Raw genomic sequence first — 18,468 nt, 5'->3', positions numbered from 1 at the left:
AACCACTAATACTCATGGCCGGTCGAGCCGGAATCGACAGCAGCAGCGCTGACCTTGCTTTCGACGGCTTGGCGAACCGTCCGTTCGTCGATCTCTTTTTTCAATCGAGCGATCGCTTCGGCCATCGGCATCGATCCGAGGTCACCCTCGATGCGGTCGCGAAGTGCGACATGCCCGGCTTCGGCTTCTTTGGGACCGACGACGGCCATGTAGTTCACCAAATCCAATTGGGCATTTCGGATTTTGGCTTGCACCTTACCATCGTTGTTATCGATCGTCACTTTCAACCCCGCTTCGTCGAATTGCTTCGCGACCGCGACGGCATAGTCGATCGATTTGTCGCTCAATGGCAACACACGGATCTGCTCCGGCGACAACCACATCGGGAACGCCCCTGCGAAATGCTCGATTAACATTCCGGTGAACCGTTCCATCGAACCAAAAGGAGCGCGATGGATCATCACCGGCCGATGAGTCGAGTTGTCGTTGCCGGTGTATTCGAGTTTGAAACGTTCGGGCAAGTTATAGTCGAGCTGGACCGTCCCGAGTTGCCAGGATCGGCCGATGCAGTCGCTGACCATGAAGTCAGCTTTCGGTCCATAGAAGGCGGCTTCGCCTTGCTCCTCGTTGAATTGCAACCCCGACGATTGCATCACTCCGCGGAGGGCATTTTCGGCATGGTCCCAATTCTCTTCACTGCCAACATACTTGTCACTTTTGGGATCACGTAAAGACAGTTGCACACGATAATCCTTCAGCCCAACCGCTTCCAGGACGAATTTGGTGAGGTCGATCGTTGCCTTGAATTCTGCCTCCACTTGTTCGGCGGTGCAAAAGATGTGGGCGTCGTCTTGAGTCAATCCTCGAACGCGAAGCATTCCGTTCAGTTCACCGGTTTGTTCGTGACGATAGACGGTTCCGAATTCGAATAGCCGCAGTGGCAATTGCCGGTACGATCGTGGTTGTGCCTTGAACATGTGACAGTGATGCGGACAATTCATTGGCTTGACGAGGTATCGCTCATGAACCTTTTGCCAACGATGCAATGCATCACGTTTTGCCTCGTTGGATGCCGAGGGTTTGTAGTCAGGGATTTCCGCGCCGAGTACCTTGGCCGCTTCCATCAATTTCTCTTCGCCGTCGGCATCGAGCGTCCCAGCTTCGAGTCGTTGACTCCATGCGTCGATCATTCCACCTGCTTCACTACCAAACAGTGGCGAAAATTGGCTGTCGCGATAATAGGGGAAATGCCCGCTGGTTTCATACAGCTCCACGCGGCCGATGTGGGGACTGTAAACCGGGTCATAGCCGCGCGACAGCAACTCCTTGCGGAGGAAGTCTTCAAGAGTACTTCGCACGCGGGCGCCCTTGGGCAACCACAAACAGAGCCCTTGACCCACCTCGGGATTGATCGCGAACAGGCCATGTTGTTTGCCGAGCACCCGGTGGTCGCGGCGGCGTGCTTCTTCGAGTCGTTCAAGGTAGCTCGCGAGTTCTTTCTTGTCGAAGAACGCGGTGCCGTACAGACGTTGCAGTTGGCGGCCCGAGGCGTCACCTTTCCAATAGGCACCGGCGATACTCATCAACTTGATCGCTTTGATCTTGCCTGCATCCGGAATGTGCGGCCCGCGGCAAAGGTCGACGAATTCCCCTTGTCGATAGAAACTGACAGTCGCCTGATCACCGAGTCCCGTGTCGATGTGTTCGACCTTCAAATCTTGATCGAGATCCTCGCATAGTTTCCTCGCTTCGTCGCGATCGAGAATGAACCGTTCGAAAGGTTCTTTGTCTTTGATGATTTTCTTAATCTCGGCTTCGATTTTTGGGAAATCATCCTCACTGATTTTTTCTGGGATATCGAAGTCGTAGTAGAATCCGCCAGAGGTGGTTGGGCCAAACGCGAGCGAGACGCCTTTGTAGAGCCGCATGATCGCACGGGCCATCACATGGGCCGCTGAGTGACGCAGCACATCGAGCGATTCCGCGTCGCGGTTGGTTAGCAGCCGCAGCGGAAGAGGCGCGTCCTCTTCCGCCAATTCGCCGAGCGGTCGGTTGGCATCGACGATCCGGCCGCCGACTTCGGCCGCCATCACGCTGCGGGCCAGGCCTTCGCTGATGCCTTTGGCGATGTCCATCGAAGTGGTGTGGGCGGGGTGTTTCGCCAGGGTGCCATCGGGTAGTTGAATTTGGATGATCGCGGCGGATGCGGTCGACATAGCAGATTTCACTCGAAATTTCGTTCAAAGAAGTGTTCATGCGATACGGAGGCATGAACGGGTAAGACAAGAATGATTGTTTTCATGGGGAAGCGTCAATCCCGAATCGTGATTGCCCCTGTTAGAGGGCGAGCCAACAACGAGGGTTCGGGCGATGGAGTGGTTTGAAACCCTGCAGATCTAGTCGTCAAAGAATGAACCCTGCTTGTCCCCCCCGCTGTTGGGGTTCGTCTTGGCCGGTCGCTTCTTGGCCCTTTTCTTTGCCGTTCGCTTCTTGCCCAAACGCTTCCCTTGCTTGGTTGAGGGGGCACTCTGCAGCGGGTTCTCGGCCCCAACCAACGGATCGCCTGCTTGGGTTCGATCGAGCCGCTCGCGAATTTTCTCGGCGTAAACTTCGGAAAGCTCCGTGCCAATGTACTTGCGGCCTAGCTTTTTGGCCACGACCAAGGTCGTACCGCTGCCGCTAAAGGGGTCGAAGACGACGTCGCCTTCGTTGGAACTCGCCCGGATAATACGCCCGAGTAATTGCTCGGGCATTTGGCAGCCATGAAAGCCTTCGCGTTCTTTGAAAGTTCCTGCCACCCGCGGGAAATACCACATGTCCCCGTTGGGCTGGAAACCCTCGGGCAAGTCCTGCGGCCGCAAAACCCAGGTGTTGTCCGGCAAGCGGCCTTTCGGATTCGCTCGTTTATCGCCGTAGACCAATTGCCGCGCCGAGGGAACGCGTATCGCCGGATCGTCGGCGTTGAACGTACAGAGTGTTGGATCCTTGACGAAGTGAAACAAATGGGTGTGCGAGCGGCTAAACCCAAACTTGCAATTCACGCCAAAGGTGTAGTACCAGATGACCCAACTACGGCAATGAAAGCCCAGCTCGCGAGTCGCGCAGACCTTCAATTCCGCCGCGTATTCATCGCCAATGGCCAACCAGAATGTCCCGCTCGGCTTGAGCACCCGGTGGACTCCACCGATCCACGTTTTGCACCAATCCAGGTAGTCTTGGTCGTTTCGTTTGTCCTCGTAAACGTCGTAATCGTATCCAATATTGAACGGTGGGTCGGCAAAACACAAATCGATCTTGCCCTTCTGCATGGCCGCCAATTTTTCGAGGCAATCGCCTTGATGGAGCTGATTGAGTTCGAGGCCCAAGGTACTTTTCTCTGATTGATTTGAGTTGTCCAGCGCTGGATCGGTGGAAATCCTAACAATTCCCTCTTTGAGTTCAACGCCCAACAAGAAAACGCTTCTGATCCGCAACCGAGGCAGGGTCAAGGTTTACCGAGTACTCCCACCGGATCGTGCCGGTTTGATTCGTTTCGGTGGGTTGGATCCGCAACCAATCGTTTTCCTGAATCAAGATCGAGTCCTTCCCTGGCTGGATGACGAATCGCGGATCCACTGGGTATTGGCTTCCCAATGATTCTGGGGTTTGCCTGCAGCGACAGGCCAATTCGAATTTGAGCGTTGCCCAATCGACCGATTCCACCCACTGGACACTGATGCTCCAGTGGCTCGTGCCGGCTCCTCCCACCCCTAATAAGGCGTCCATTGCCAACAAGGAGTCGCCCGATCGCAGACTCTCGAGCGAGAGTTGTTGGATCGGTGGCGAACAAGGCCAGGCAACGTCGTCGCTGGCGTTGACACAGGGAAGGGAAGCGACGGGTGTGCCATGCTGATCGTAGCCCACCAATGCGTGCGCAAATCGATCGACATCCCAAGAGAATTCAACGGACAACCGACCATCGAAAGAGGTCATCGACAAGGGCGCCGGATTCATGTGTTCACCTCAGCGGTCTGCTCGTTCAGCTTCGAGAATGCCTCGAGCAGTTTCAGGCCATCGGTTTGGCTTTTTTCAGGATGGAATTGAGTCGCATACAAGTTGTCACGCCATACCATGGCACAAAAGGGGCCCCCGTAATCACATTCCAAGGCCACGATTGACGAATCGGTTGGCCGCACATAATAGGAGTGAACGAAGTAAAAATGAGTTGATGCCGTAACGCCGTGGAGAATCGGCGCATCGCTGCAGCGGGAAACCGTATTCCATCCCATGTGCGGGACCTTCATCCCAGAGGGCAATTCGAAGCGAACGACGTCTCCTTGCAAAACCCCAAGTCCTTCGTATTCGCCATGTTCAAAGCCACGTTCAAAGAGGAGTTGTAGCCCAAGGCAGATACCAAGGAAGGGTCGTCCCGACGCGATGAAATCACGAATCGGTTGAGCCAAGTCGCGTCGATTGATTTCAGCCATCGCGTCGCCGAATGCGCCAACCCCAGGCAAGATCAATTGGTCGGCACCGGCAATCTGACCGGGATCCGAACTAATCTGGGCCGAGCCACCGACGCGTTCGATTCCTTTTTGAACGCTTCGGAGATTCCCCATTTGGTAATCGACGATGGTAATCATGGTGGTTTCGGTCTTCGCAAAAGCAGAGGAAGTGACACGGCGGGACACCGCTATCCGACCATATCGGCGAAGACACATTTTCGCAACCAGCGGTTCGTTGCAGCGTTGCCGATCCTTAGGAGGTCAACGCCATGTCGACCACTTCGATCACATCTCGGCCCGATCGCCGCCGCGCCCATTGTTTCAGTTCAAATTGAGCGGCCCATGCATTGTGGCAGACCTTGGCCCACCATCGAGGGGCGACGATTCGCAATTCAAGCATCCGCGTCGGTGTCGCACCGAGTTGCTTCTTGTAGGGCTCGTCACCACGCAAGAAATCAACCCCCCTCATCTGATGCTGATGAGCGTATTTCAGCGTTTCAGTACTCAAGATTTTACCGGGTTCATATTTCGCAGCCTTCGGATCGTAGCCGGTGCTGTAAACGTACAAAAAGTCATTGGCGCCGACGAAATTCAACGAGCTACCAATACACTCTCCATCGAGTAGCACTTCCAACAAATGCAAGCGGTCCCGAGCTAGCATGTCGGCTGCAGCGGCATGAATGAATTCACGCTGATTCGGATCCGCATAGCTTCCTGGTTTGCCCACGGCATTCCATCGACGTTGATGCAGATCAATCATGCGATTGAGGCATTGGCGCAGTTGCTCTGGACGATCCGCCCGCTGCAAATGCATCCCCTCGGTCGTTTCCACGCGAGATCCAAGCAGACGGTGTTTTCGTCGAGTACGACGGCTTTGCGTCCCGAGCCAAGCGTCCCATGATTCGCTGCACTCCAACAGCCATGTGTGCATTCGAGATTGGGCATGGACGATTGCTCCGGCATCTTGTAGCGAGGCGGCAAACCGCTTCATGACCCGGTCGTCGTCGCTCACTCCGTCGATCTCAATTCTTTCCCAAGCGTGGTCTTTGCTGCTGGCTTCAGCAATCAGAAAGGTGGCCATCGCTCCGGCAATGGCCTCGCCCTGATCCGGCTTGGCCAGCACCGAGGTGAAGTCGCTACAGGCGTTGTTGCCACCGAGAAAACAGAGCGTGCTGGGAGAGGTTGGATTACGATAAAAAGGCATCAAACCGCAGACGCAGCCCCGCGCATCGTGAGCGACCAGCACATAAGCCTCGTGGTCGCGGGCAAACTGGCTCCACCAGGACTTCAACCAGGAGGTTTCTCGAAACGGGATTCCGCCGGCGAGGGCATCCCAGCGGTCGCCATTCTCGAAAAGCTCGACCAAGCTGTCAGACCGTTCAATGCGATACATACTGTTGTCTCGAAAACCGACTCGAATATTTTCAGAATGGGAGTGCGATACCAAAAGGACTACACTAAAGATGAAAATGCTCTTGCTGGCACAAAATGGAGGAAGTGGCACAAGGGGTTCCCAAAAATCTAGCCCCTGCGTTTGCTCCAGCGGGTTACGAATGGGTGGTTTCGCGTACAATGCAGACGTCGCATCGGCGTCCAGCTACGATGACCGGCATCATCGTATTAATCGTACACTCGTGAAATTGCCGTATAGGTTTGAATGACGTATGCATTTGCTCTCGAAACCGCTCCATCGATTTGTTCGCAACACGCTCGTTTGCCTTGTCGGCATGGCGGGACTCGCCCCAATTGCCTCAGGGGAAACTCCGCCCGTAAATTGGTCCGGGTTTCGTGGCATGGAGACAAATGGATATGTTGAGGATGGCACGTTGCCTACCGCGTGGACCGACCAAGACTACGTTTGGCGACACAAGCTGCCTTCGACCGATGTCGGATCGATGGCAATCGCTGCAGGCCGTGTTTTCTATCTGACGGCGGACCCTGCGAACCACTCGATCGCTCTCGAGGCAATCGATCTGGATACCGGAAAGGTGGTTTTCAGCAGACCCTATCCCCATACGGTCGCTAAGATTCACAACCGTAATACCTATGCATCGAGCACACCGACCGTGGACGACCGTGGTGTGGTCGTGGCCTGGAGTGATCCGAAGCACACGATGCTGAAGAGCTTCGATCACGACGGCAACGAGCTTTGGTCGCGAGACTTGGGTACTTGGCAAAGCCAACACGGATTCGGCACCTCGCCGCAACTGTTTGGCTCGATGGTGCTATTGCTCAATTCGCAACAAGGCGAGCAGCTGGACCCTGGCGAAACCGCCGGGCGAAGCCGGATGATCGCCGTCGACCGGGCCACGGGAAAAACCCTTTGGGAGACGCCGCTGAAAACAACAAGGACCTGCTATGGCGTTCCTGCCATCTACAAAAATGTCGATGGGACCACCCAGGTGATCGATGCCAATACCGGCAACGGCATGTTCGGGCTTGATGCCAAGACGGGCGAAATGATTTGGAGCTTACCAGTGTTCGAAATGCGATGCTGCAGCACTCCGGTCTTGGTGGGAGATCTCGCAATCGCCTCAGCCGGAAGCGGCGGTGGCGGGAACCACTTGGTGGCGGTGCGAATTCCTGCGACGGCGGATCAATTGCCCGAGCAAGTCTATCGAATCGATCGAGGCGCTCCCTACGTTCCGACTGCCTCGGTCAAAGACGGCCGTCTGTTCCTCGTCGATGATAGAGGGGTCGCATCTTGTGCAGACGCCGCAGAGGGCAAAATGATTTGGTCCAAGCGGATCGGCGGCAATTTCGGTGCTTCCCCCATTATTGTTGGAGACACGCTGCTGATCATCAGCCTCGACGGTAAGGCCACGCTGTTGCGAGCGAGTGAACGTTTTGAGAAACTCGGTGAGGTCGACTTGGGGGGGCCGGTTGGGGCGACGCCTGCGTTTGCCCAAGGGCGTTTGTTGTTGCGTGTCGGAGATGAGATTCGCTGTCTTGGCGGAAGGGAGTTTTAGGGTTTTGCAGAAGATAGAAAATGTCCTTGACGTTGAAATCAATGCCACGCGGCTGATCGATTGGCTGCGTCCGCTGGGGCGTGTGACCATTGCATTTTCCGGTGGCGTTGACAGCAGTGTGGTTGCCGCTGCTGCGCTGCGCGCGGACCTCAGCCGAGCGGTCGCCGTCACGGGATCTTCCGCAAGCGTCTCACAGTGGCAGATTGAATGGGCGCAGCGGATTGCGACCCAGATCGGCATCGAACATCATGTCGTGTCGACAAGTGAAGGCAGTGATGCCGATTACGTTCGCAACGACGCAAAGCGATGTTTTTATTGCAAACAGACGCTCTATCGGACGCTGTCGCAGCTCGTCGATCAGTGCGGCGACACGGTGTTGATTTCTGGAACCAACGCAGAGGACCTCGGTGATTATCGACCCGGGATCGAAGCGGGGAAATTAGCCTCCGTCAAAACGCCACTCGCCGATTTGGGGTTTGACAAGAGCGACGTCCGTCAGCTTGCTCGCTGGTTCGGCCTTGAGAATGCTGAATTGCCCGCTTCTCCCTGCTTGGCCAGCCGCGTTGCCTACGGCGTCGAAGTCACTACGGATCGGCTGGAACGGATTGAGAAGGCAGAAAGCTGGTTGCGACAGCGCGGCTTCAGTGACCTGCGCGTGCGAGTGCATGCGGATGAACTCGCTCGAATCGAAGTCCCCAAGGACGAGCGCCATCGACTCGTTGAAGATTCGTTGGCGACTGAAATGGACGAGGCGTTTCGCTCATTCGGTTTTCGTTTTGTGACGGTGGATCTGCACGGACTTCAGTCGGGTAGCCTGAATCTCTCGCTTGTGTCGATCGAGCCGACACGTTTGTCTTGAAGCTGCCAACTTTCATTCCCTAACTCAGGAATTTGTTTTGACATCCGAATCTTCCGAACCGAACGAGTTGTCTCCCCAGGCCTCATCTCGCGAAGACGGCGACGTTTCCTCGGCAAAATTGATTGGTTGTCGGTTGGGCGACTACCAGATTTTGCGAAAGCTAGGACGTGGCGGGATGGCGGATGTTTACGCGGCCCGGCATCTAACGCTCGGCCGCGACGTGGCAATGAAGATCCTACGCAGCGATTATGCTCGCGATGGCGACTACGTTGCTCGGTTTCGCCGTGAAGCAAAAGCTGCCGCAAAACTAAATCATCCCAATATCGTCCAAGTTTATGAGGTGGGAAGCGTCGACTCGTTTCACTACATCGCCCAAGAATTGATCCATGGCGACAACTTGCGTCACATCCTTTCTCGCAGCGGGTCGTTGTCAACCGACGAAGCGGTCGAGGTATTGGTCGCTGTGGGGTCCGCACTTGAAGTGGCTGCCGAAGCTGGCATCACCCATCGTGATATCAAGCCCGAAAACATCATGCGATCGTCTCGTGGGATCGTCAAAGTCGCCGACTTCGGGCTCGCTCGACTCGGTCCCGATGTCGATGCCTCGCGAGCGGACCTGACCCAAGCTGGGTTGACCCTTGGGACACCTCGCTACATGAGCCCGGAACAGATCCAAGGTCACACGGTCGATTCACGCAGCGACCTGTATTCGCTTGGCATCACGATGTACCACTTGCTCGCCGGCCGCCCCCCTTTCGAGGCAGAGGATCCGCTGGCGTTGGCTGTGATGCACTTGCATGAAACGCCCATTCCGCTCGATCGCGCCCGTGGAACGGAGGATCTTCCAGAGTGGCTGGTTGCGATTGTCTCGAAACTGATTCGTAAGCGACCCGAGGATCGATTCCAATCACCTTCGGAGTTGCTCGCGTCGATCCGTTCTCGCGCCATTGATGCGGGCTACTCCGCGGCCGAGACGATTGGAACCGCAGCGGCAACGATTCGCTTACAACGAGTCGCCGATCAATCTCGACTTCGCCAGCGTTCGCCTGGCTGGCGTCGGGTCGCCATCTTCCTGATTCCACTCGGTTGTATCGTCGCGACGGCAGCGTTCTTTTTATCTCACCCGGCCAAGAGTGTCACTCGCGTGCTGAGGCCCGATCAAGTTCCGCAGGCCAAGACGGTTGAAGAGCAATACTTGATCGCTGCAACCCGGAATGATGAAGCAGGTTGGCGTGCAGTGTCGGACTACTTTCCTGCAAGTGAGAACAATTCACTGAACACCAACTATCACGCCAAGAGTCTGCTTCAGATGGCGCGTTTGATGGCTGCCGAGCTGCAATGGCAGCAAGCGGACCGCGTGCTGGAGGACCTGCTTCGCAATCCACGAATCGATCGATTGTACCAAGCGCTTGCGTTGGCACAGCGATGTAACGTCCTTGAGCAGCTCGGCGAAACCCGGCGGTTGACCGAGAGTCAAACCCAACTGCAAACGATCTATCGAGAACTCGATGCCACCAATCCCAGCGCGCTGGCGGTGTTTGATCGCGTTGTCTCTGAAAAAGAGCGGCTACAACTCGGGCTGACCATCGCGGACCGTGGGGACACTTAGCATCGCGGGATCAAGCCAACATCAGTTCACGCCATGCCGCTGATCAATCGCTCAACAACGTGGTCCTTATAGCCATCCAGATCCTTCCATGCCATGGCACAGCGAACGGGCTGCCCATTGGTCTCGTCGATTGCCGTGATCCCCTTGTCATCAATCGAAAGCGGCAGTGTTTGCATTTCCATCCACTCTTCAGAAAACGCCATCGTGACAGCGACTAAGTCGAACAACGTGGTGCTGCGGGATTTTGGATCGGGTTTCACCTTCAACCAAGAAACACGATTCAACCAGTGGCGATAGTTTTCCATCAATTCCTTGACGCCCACCGAATCGCTGCGGGAAACCTTTGCATACCGCTCGCCCGCCAAATCGACAATTCCGCAAGTGTCCAAGGGGGTGACCGAGCATTCCCAGCGAGCGGCAAACGTATCTCGAAGTGGTTCAATGCCATTCCTCACATTCGCTTCCGGCACGACCGGGGCATGGCCTCCGTAGCCGACACGAATCGCACCATGCATCCCCACGAAACGAGCATTCTGACAAATGGACGGATCGCGTCGCAAGCTCTCGGCAATGTTTGGCACCGCTCCGACGCAAACCAGCGTTACCGGATCGGAGGATTCTTTAATCGTGCGGATGATCGCGTCAGCGGCATCCTCATGCACGATGCCTTCATACTCTGCATGGTGATAGTCACCCACCCAATCTTGTTGGTTGCTCCTGCCACCTTTCGGACCGACAGAAATCGCAAGAGGAATCTCGGTGCGACTCACCTCCGTCAAGAATTTTGCTGCCAAGCTCGTCCGGTAGTCGCCAAGACCCGCGTCGGTTGCGATCAAGCGAACGTCAAGTTCCGGGCACTTCAGTAAATACAGCAGGGCCCAAGTGTCATCAATGTCGCCACCGAGATCCGTATCAAAGATGACAGGGATCTTGTTGCCAGACTTCAATCGCCCGAAGGTATCCTCGTGCGTGGGGCATGGCTTCAATGTGGACTCCGCAGCATGGACTGGATAATCATGGCAATACTCGCCCGCGAGGGCGGATGCAACGACGGCAGCGGAACCGCGGTGGAATTGGCGACGTGAAAGTTGCATTGGAAAGACCGATCAAGGGAAAATACAACGGAAAATAGTTAGGGCGAGTGAGCGATCGCAATGTCTCGCTCGACGAGCGGCATTTGTTTTCGCCAACTGTACTCGGGGTCGAATTGATAGGGGATAACCGGCTGGTTGTATCTCTCCACATGCTCGGTCAGTTTTTCCCAACATGCCTTTGCAGCAGTCAGTCGTTCGATCGCCGCTTCTTGGTCGGATCCATTCTTTGTTCTTCGGTGCCGAGCGAGCGCAACGGCACCACGAAGCTTTTCAGCAAAATACCGTCCGTGCCACGCCCACGCTTCGATATCGTTCAATTCGATCGACAGCGTTGCTGAGGCGGCATCGGATGACTGATGACGTGCGACGGCGACCAATCGCAACGCTTCGAGGCAATCCACTTCCAACTGATCCGCAAGCTGGAGTGGATTCACACGGTCGGGATCGTCGATGTCGTGGTTGACGAAATCATCAATGCTGATGTAGGTCCTATCCAACACCGGTTGCTTGATTAGTTCATCCACGCTGATCAGTTTCCCGTTGTTCTTAGCAAAGCCTTCGCTATAGAGAGTCGCATCCCAGGTGGCTCGGTAAAACGAGGCCAAGCGATTGGCGCTGCTCGACGCCAATTTCCAGGCATCAAGAAGCTGTGTTCCATCAATTCCCGCGAAGCGATCCTCGAGTGCTTGTGCAAACAGGCGATCAGGTGTCTGGGGATCAAACAGCAGATTGCCCCAAACCTTATAGAACAGCCACTGACGCTCAAACGCATAGTCCCAATTTCGATGTTGGTCTTGCGTGATGTAATCTTTGGCTGGGATGTAGCATTCGCTGCCAACGAAACAGCCTGCGGCATAGGGTTGGCTGTTGAGCCGAATGAACTCGCGGATGAAATCAGGTTGTGCCCATCGCAGCACAAAGAAATCCTCGTTTCTCATCGTCCAAATTGCTTTGAATCGATCGGACGGCGGGTCCCAATAGGTGTCGGTCAACATTCCGCCATGAACGATGGAAAGACGCGGCGAGGAGTGGCCGTGAGACCAATTGAATTTAAATTCGATCCAAACGGTGTCGTCCATGCCCATCGTCTCGATCGCGTCTCGTGTGATTTTTTCCGTGGTGACGCTGGTCGATCCACCGGAACGTTTGTCCGCCGACAAAGGTGCTCGATAGATCAGCCGCGCCGGCCGTTTTGCCGCTTTAAGCCCAGCGATGATTGTACGGTCAATCCAATCGCGACGTTCCGCAGAAGTCATCCCGCCCATGCGTTCTCCGAGCGTTAAGCCGAGACCCGTCAAGTCATCGTACTCGTCAATCGTTTGCGTGACCAACTCGCGAGTGTACTGTTCGATTTCTTCCGAGGTTTCACCGTCGCCAAAAAACTGTGAACTCTCTGCCTGATCGACGCCACCGTAGGCTTCTGCGAATTCAGCAGACACAAAAATATTCCAGTTAACGACATAGGTATTGATCCCGCGACGCCGAGCCATCGAAAACAGTGATTTCCAAAACGATTGCCACTCAGCCAGTTCGTCTTCATCGAAAGGGCTCGCATCGGGAAACGACGGGGATCGGACCATGTATGCGAATGGATGCATGTTCCAAAGCGAGAGCGTATTGAACTTATTTTCGACCATCATGTCGAGAAACGCACGCCAGAAATCCAAGTCGCGGCAGGTATCCAGATGCAACGAAAGGTTCTGTCCGGACCGATACGAGTACCAAGGTAGATTGAACTTGATCGCGCGAAACGGAAAATGTGACTGCACCGATTTGGGCTGGATTCCGTCCACCGCGGCGCCGTGATCCAACTGGTCTGCGAACTCCAAGATCCCGTACAGAATTCCACGCCCGTTTTGGGCCCGGATCTCATAGCCGGAATCGCTGTGGTGGAGTGAGTAACCGTCATGACAATCGGGGTCAGGATTCTGCTCACAGGTCAACGTTAAATCGGCTGCCCGATCGTGACTTACCGTCAACTCGAGCTTTCGATTCTTCAAGGATCGTTCAAGCCGCTCGAGTCCGTAATCGATCTCGGGTGCTGAGTATTGATTCGCTACCGTAAACGGATCGGCGGCCTGCGAAGGGGAAGCGACCCATGCTGCGAGGACGAGCAAGGCGAAGCGGTTTCGCAAAGTAGGGCGATGGGACATGAGAGGCACTCAGAGGGAGGTCGGTTTTTGGGTGGGCGTTACGTTTTCCGTTGCGGTCCGGTCTGCTTTTTCGAGCGGGACCAACAACTCGGATCGCTGCTTGGCAACAGCGTACTCCAGTTTCGCTCGTTGCATATCGGCGTCTTGTTCTCTCTTGACCAATTGGTCGTAAACCTTGCCGGAGAGGACTCGTTGGTTTTCTGGCAAGAGCTCTGGATCGTACGTTAAACCGGGATGCGTTTGGGCGGAAGTGTATTTCTCGAGTGGAGTCTTCCGTTTTGCCAACTCGGTTTCCCACTTGGCGATTTCCTTTTCCGCCAAGTCACGAGCCGCCCCCTGCGGAATAGCGTTCTTCGCAGTACCGAAGGGGTCATAATCCTCGGGAGCCGTCCATTTGTCCCACCAACTCAATTTTGGCCCGAAAATACTGGCGATGATTCGGTCGACACGATTCGCCATGTAGGTGGAAACCGCCCGACTTCGTTTGAAGAATGCGGTTGGGAATATCGCCGAATCCCAAATCGTTCTCGAATGCGTTGCCATGTAGCGAATGTTGGCCAAAAGCTCGTAAAGCAGGCAGAGTGTCGCCTCGTTTTCTTTCATTTGCCGATAGGTGACTCCGTAGTTAAGCGACCGCTCTGCGAGATAGTTGAGTTTGGGCATCAACGGGCGGACGCCGCCGATCGCCCACGTGCGACTGGTCCGAGCGACCTGTTGTTCATTGTAAATGTCGACCAAGATCGAATCGATCAGTTCATGACCAATTTTGTGAATCTCTTCGTCCGTCAAGGGCCGATCAATATAGTTTTCATTGAAGCGGGGAAAGGTTCGCTCGCTCACCAGCCGAATGAAACGGTCCACTTTGTCTTCGAATTTTAGTGCTAAGAAGATCCCATGTTTGTTCTGCTCACTGTTGATGAAATCTTGATCGGCGACATCGATGGCATCGGCTTCAAACAACACGGCGGAACCCTTGCTCGAATCAAGCGTGCGTCGGACCTCCAATTTGCCGATTTTCCGTTTCCGAAAAAATCCCCACGACGTATCGGTATCGCCTGTGTCGTAGCGGTGGACGATGACCCAACGATGCAGCGGATCGACCTTCTTGAGCTTACGTTGCAGGTCACGCGCTTCCTGCTCAAGCCATTTTGGCTTGGGTTGAAACAAAAGGGTTCGTTTGTTGATTTCGAATTCGTGAACCGCACCAAGTGATGCGTCGGCGATGTCGCTTGCACCGCTGGTGACACCGCCGACCACTTCACCGCTTGCCGCGACGTACTTGGACCAACGGCGAACTCGCTTCAAGAATGCTCGCTCAGTTTTCAGTTGGCTAGCCGATTTTTCGGCACTGATGGGAATCAGCGAGTTGGCAAGCAACTCCTCTCCGCCGGTACGAGAATCACCAACGACATAGAACGAAATATCAAAGTCGGCAGCAGCTTGTAGAAACTGCGATTTGGCCAACTGGTTGAACGCGGCCGTCTTTCCCGCAGCCGTCAAATAGTAGTTGTTCGGAATGATCACGGTCATCCCCTGCCACTGCTCCAGCAACGATTTGTCTCGGTCGATCTTGCGAACGAAATCGAGAAATCCGTAATAGGCAACATCCCAAACATCGAGCCCACTTCCAAAGTAGTCGGCAAGCTGAGTCCATTTTTGGATGTCATCGACATCGGTCTTTTGATTCGCAATCAACAGGAAGCGTGAACCTTCATCGCGGCGATAGGTTTCGGACACGCGGATTGTTTCCTGTCGATAATCGACGCGACGATACTGGTCATGCCGATCACTTGAACCGGGGCGCTGCTGATGCAGATCCACGCCGAGCACAAATGCTTGATAGGCAATCACATCACTGTGATCGCGAATGCCAATCCGTGTTTCGATCCAACGTGTTTCACCCGGTTCAAGGTTGCGGACCGCACTGCGGTATTCTTGTTCGAGAAGATCACGAGGTGCATCGGTATCGTCAAAGAACAAAAGTTGGTCCAAGTCGACGTCGCCGCCAAGCAACCTCACTCCGGTTTGGACGCTGCGGTGAAACATTTGGTCGTCAAAGGTCTCCTCGCTGAGGTTGGTGATTCCCCATCGCACTCGAGTCGATTCGCCGGGTGCGAGACTATTGAGTGCGATCACGTCGGTTAGCTCGATCGGAAAGCGAACCTGCACCTCTTCCTGGTTTTCAAAATCACGAAACGGCCGATGAATGCCACTTTCAACATAAGCCACCGGGCTGATCGAATGATTCAGCGAGAAGCCACGCTTTCGAGGTCCGGCGATCACGACATCGGCAAAGCGAAATCGAAGACTTTGATTGGAAAACGTATACGACTCGCCAGGGACAAGCGAGTGAGGAAGGACCAAGTCGACTTGATCGCAATGCAGCCACTCATCCGATGGCAAAAAGGTACGAATCGTGTAATTCGAAGGTGTCGGCATTCCGCCGCAGTTCAAGACGGTCACACTATCGACACTTGCCAAGCTGTCGGGTTCCAGAATCCCATATTCCGGCGCAAGATCGAAAGAGACCAGTCGCAAATCATAGGGGGAATCGTATTGTTTTTGAGTCCCGCCAACATGCTTGACGACGATGCTCAGGCGCCCGTCACGTCCTGCTTGCCCGTCACGAGCTCGGTATCGCGATGCGTTTCCGGGATGCCCATCGCGGCCGGCAAAACCGCCTGGGTTGGACCGGAAAACCGTTCGCGTTTGACGCTTGCCTTGTGAATCGGTGTAGTGAGCGGTTTCCGTCCAGTGATAGCTGTTTCCGCCAGGCCCACCGGGGCCACCGCGCCCCCCGATACCGCCTTCGCCAGCGAACCCGAGGTCGCCCCCCGCAAGGTCGCCCTTGATCAGCATCAGCAGACCCAGGTCGTCCGCGTCGACGACCAAGGTGACCTCGCCCCCGCTGCCGCCGAGTTCACCGTCGCTGGGCTCGCCTGCATCGCCCCCATTTCCGCCCGGGCCTCCGTTACCACCACTCGAGTAACGCGTCGCATCACGGCCTTTGTATCCTCGAGCCCCGGGCTGTCCATTGCCCGCCTTTCCTCCGTTTCCTCCGCGCCCACCGGTTGCATCAATGAAAACGTATCCGTCGTTGCCAATCGGATGCTGAGCGCGCAGGGGATGTCGCGATTGATCGGAGGCGACCGAGGTACCGTTGATGTCGATCCATCCCGAATCGCGTGCTTCCGTGGCGTATCCGAGCTCAAGGGTTGCGGACGCCGCATCCTCACCACGACCGGCCGGTGTCGCGTCTCCACCCCGACGGCCGTTGGCTCCGGGTCGGCGAACGGGGTCAAAGTAGCTTTCACCCTCCACCCCGTCGTGGCCGTCTTCCCCGGCCAAATCAAGGTGCAACAAACACTCTAATTCGGCGTCCGACGCGAACGCCCCTGGATCAACATCGTCGGTGGACGGAAGCAAGTCCCTCAGCTCGTTGCGTCGGTCAGAATTCATTGCGATCGGGTGGCTCGGTGAATGCGTCAAATTGCGAATGGCTGGTTTCGCAGTATACGCGATGAGCGTAGGAAAAGCCGCTAGGCGTTTGCGGTTGCCACCACAAGGTTATCGTGACAGCAACCCTAGCGAATCGAGTGGTGAAGGATCGGTCAAATCGATCCGAACCAACGCGTCTTGCCCGCACGCCGAAACGCACGCTGGGCCGCTGGGCCGCGAGTGGCAGCGATCACACTTGGTCGCCTTCTGCACAGGTTTCGCCGTCTCTGCGTCCTGGTAGACGTGGCCGTTCCGATCGCGTGGTGTCACCATCCGGATGCTGTCGTACGGGCAGCCCTCCGCACAAACGCCACAACCGACGCAGATCGGTTCATGAATTCGAATGGATCCGGTTGCTGGATCGCGAGCGATCGCCCCGGTCGGACACCCCATCATGCAAACGGGGTCGGCACAGTGCATGCACGCTTGTACAAATTGATGGTTTGCGTGCACCGGTCCGATGATTTCGAATCGAGCGTTGCCGTCATGGGCCTCGGCACAGGCCTTCAAGCAATCGTTGCACTGGGTGCACCGGTCCAAGTCGATCACCATCGCATCGGTCCCATTGTTCAAGCGATTCGCGATGATGAAATCAAGTCGCTCGCTAGAGACGGACGTGGCGTGATCGCGCTGCGAAGCGTCTTGCGGCGGTAGCCAGGGTAGCACTTCTGCCGCAAACACTTCCGCGGGGATCCCGATCGTGTCGGTGATGCCGACAGCCCGCAACGAGTGTTGCAACGGGATCGGGGCGGATCCATGCTGCCGCGTCGCGTTGCCGATTACCTCTTCGAGACCAAATCCATCACCTTTGCCAAGATACGACGTGGTGAGCATCGACGAATCACGATGCCCAGGATCAGCTTGTCGCGTGACTCTTGCGAAACCGTTTCGAATGAAGATCAACTCGGTCGGCGTACGGCCTGCTTCGGCGATAATCGGTTCCGAGTTGATTGGTTCCGAGTTGATTGGTTCCGCGACCGGCAACCGCCGCGTTCGTTTCAAGTCATCGTCCCACGGATGGTGTCCGAACGACCTCAGCACCGAAGCGTCGGCGAGCCGTGTCAGGTTGTCGTCGGGCAGGTTGCGAAACGGTGAGATCGATTTCAAATGCAACGGCAACCAAGTGGTTCGGTAGTGCAGGTCCAAGTCGGCTGCAAATCGTTGATCGCAACGCAGCATTTGCAAGCCTTGCCATCGTATCTCGATGAGCGTCGCTTCGTTTTCAGCGATGACGTTGGCCGTCCTTGGCAAACGACACATTGCCGAGATTTCGCCAAACAACTCCGACGGCCCAAGCGAAACGGTTCGTTTGTCGCGCAAGATCGCGTCGAAGTCCTGCAAGAAGATCGCGGTCCGACCATCGACTCTGCGAATCGGATTGCCACCAGGAGTATCCAACAGCGAGATCTGACTGGGTGGGCGGTATTCCTCAATCGCTGGTCGAAACAGTCGCCGATAAATTCGTTGGAACCATCGATGCTGCCCCTCAGGTACCTGTCGCCCAAGTTGTTGGTCGGGCAATGGATCCATCACGACACGGACGCTGCCGGCCAAGACCAAAAATGCGCTGCCGCCGTAGTCACCTTGTCGATAAATGATTTCGCCCGGTTCTGAGCGGCGGAGTTTGCAGTCGAATCGCAAGATCCCTTCCAGGGGAACGTTACGTGGAAACGCCTTGGCGTTCATCGCAGCGAAGGGTTCACGCGAGCGCAACCAACGCACATCCGCATCGTTCATCAACGCGTCCATCGGTTTTTCCCAGCGCCGAGGCCTCGGTAGAACGGGCCCTGGAGGAGCAATCG

General features: G+C 55.7%; 12 protein-coding genes. 3 read left to right on the top strand and 9 right to left on the bottom strand.

Annotated elements, in window-relative coordinates:
- Nucleotides 1-5: 5 nt before the first annotated feature.
- The 5 genes from thrS to Poly41_RS17385 all read right to left on the bottom strand — a co-directional run bounded on the left by thrS (nucleotide 6) and on the right by Poly41_RS17385 (nucleotide 5,877).
- On the bottom strand, nucleotides 6-2,216 hold the full coding sequence (thrS, locus tag Poly41_RS17405) for a threonine--tRNA ligase (RefSeq protein ID WP_146528251.1): 2,211 nt from the start codon (nucleotides 2,214-2,216) through the stop codon (nucleotides 6-8).
- A gap of 180 nt (nucleotides 2,217-2,396) precedes the next feature.
- A complete protein-coding gene (locus Poly41_RS17400) occupies nucleotides 2,397-3,365 on the bottom strand; it encodes a DNA-methyltransferase (RefSeq protein WP_231615736.1) in 969 nt (322 codons plus the stop codon).
- Nucleotides 3,366-3,438: 73 nt separating this feature from the next.
- Nucleotides 3,439-3,993: a hypothetical protein gene (locus tag Poly41_RS17395; protein WP_146528000.1), complete on the bottom strand. Its 555-nt coding sequence runs from the start codon at nucleotides 3,991-3,993 to the stop codon at nucleotides 3,439-3,441.
- A complete protein-coding gene (gene hisH / locus Poly41_RS17390; protein WP_146527999.1) occupies nucleotides 3,990-4,622 on the bottom strand; it encodes an imidazole glycerol phosphate synthase subunit HisH in 633 nt (210 codons plus the stop codon). The genes Poly41_RS17395 and hisH overlap by 4 nt, the downstream gene beginning before the upstream one ends.
- Nucleotides 4,623-4,737: 115 nt before the next feature.
- Nucleotides 4,738-5,877, bottom strand: coding sequence for a GNAT family N-acetyltransferase (locus Poly41_RS17385; RefSeq protein WP_146527998.1), 1,140 nt, complete (start codon nucleotides 5,875-5,877; stop codon nucleotides 4,738-4,740).
- 271 nt (nucleotides 5,878-6,148) lie between these two features.
- On the opposite strand from Poly41_RS17385, the gene Poly41_RS17380 reads away from it, so the two are divergent.
- From Poly41_RS17380 to Poly41_RS17370, 3 genes are read left to right on the top strand one after another with little or no spacing between them, the layout of a single operon-like run.
- Entirely contained in the window at nucleotides 6,149-7,453 is a 1,305-nt protein-coding gene (locus tag Poly41_RS17380; protein WP_231615735.1) for an outer membrane protein assembly factor BamB family protein, read from the top strand.
- A 4-nt stretch (nucleotides 7,454-7,457) separates the two neighbouring features.
- Nucleotides 7,458-8,312, top strand: a complete 855-nt coding sequence (gene larE, locus Poly41_RS17375) for an ATP-dependent sacrificial sulfur transferase LarE (RefSeq protein ID WP_231615734.1) — start codon at nucleotides 7,458-7,460, stop codon at nucleotides 8,310-8,312.
- A gap of 37 nt (nucleotides 8,313-8,349) precedes the next feature.
- A complete protein-coding gene (locus Poly41_RS17370) occupies nucleotides 8,350-9,921 on the top strand; it encodes a protein kinase domain-containing protein (RefSeq protein ID WP_231615733.1) in 1,572 nt (523 codons plus the stop codon).
- Between the two features lie 26 nt (nucleotides 9,922-9,947).
- On the opposite strand, the gene Poly41_RS17365 is transcribed toward Poly41_RS17370, so the two are convergent.
- The 4 genes from Poly41_RS17365 to Poly41_RS17350 form a co-directional block, all read right to left on the bottom strand.
- Nucleotides 9,948-11,015 carry a nucleoside hydrolase gene (locus tag Poly41_RS17365; protein WP_146528247.1) on the bottom strand — a complete coding sequence of 356 codons (1,068 nt, stop codon included), beginning with the start codon at nucleotides 11,013-11,015 and terminating at the stop codon, nucleotides 9,948-9,950.
- Nucleotides 11,016-11,053: 38 nt separating this feature from the next.
- Nucleotides 11,054-13,168, bottom strand: coding sequence for a hypothetical protein (locus Poly41_RS17360; protein WP_146527996.1), 2,115 nt, complete (start codon nucleotides 13,166-13,168; stop codon nucleotides 11,054-11,056).
- A gap of 9 nt (nucleotides 13,169-13,177) precedes the next feature.
- Nucleotides 13,178-16,627: a DUF7932 domain-containing protein gene (locus Poly41_RS17355; RefSeq protein WP_146527995.1), complete on the bottom strand. Its 3,450-nt coding sequence runs from the start codon at nucleotides 16,625-16,627 to the stop codon at nucleotides 13,178-13,180.
- A gap of 108 nt (nucleotides 16,628-16,735) precedes the next feature.
- Nucleotides 16,736-18,415, bottom strand: coding sequence for a 4Fe-4S dicluster domain-containing protein (locus Poly41_RS17350; protein ID WP_231615732.1), 1,680 nt, complete (start codon nucleotides 18,413-18,415; stop codon nucleotides 16,736-16,738).
- Nucleotides 18,416-18,468 lie beyond the last annotated feature (53 nt).

The organism is Novipirellula artificiosorum (assembly GCF_007860135.1).
Classification (GTDB): Bacteria; Planctomycetota; Planctomycetia; order Pirellulales; family Pirellulaceae; genus Novipirellula_A; species Novipirellula_A artificiosorum.
Note: the sequence above shows the minus strand (reverse complement) of the source record. Positions and strands in the feature narration are given on the sequence as shown.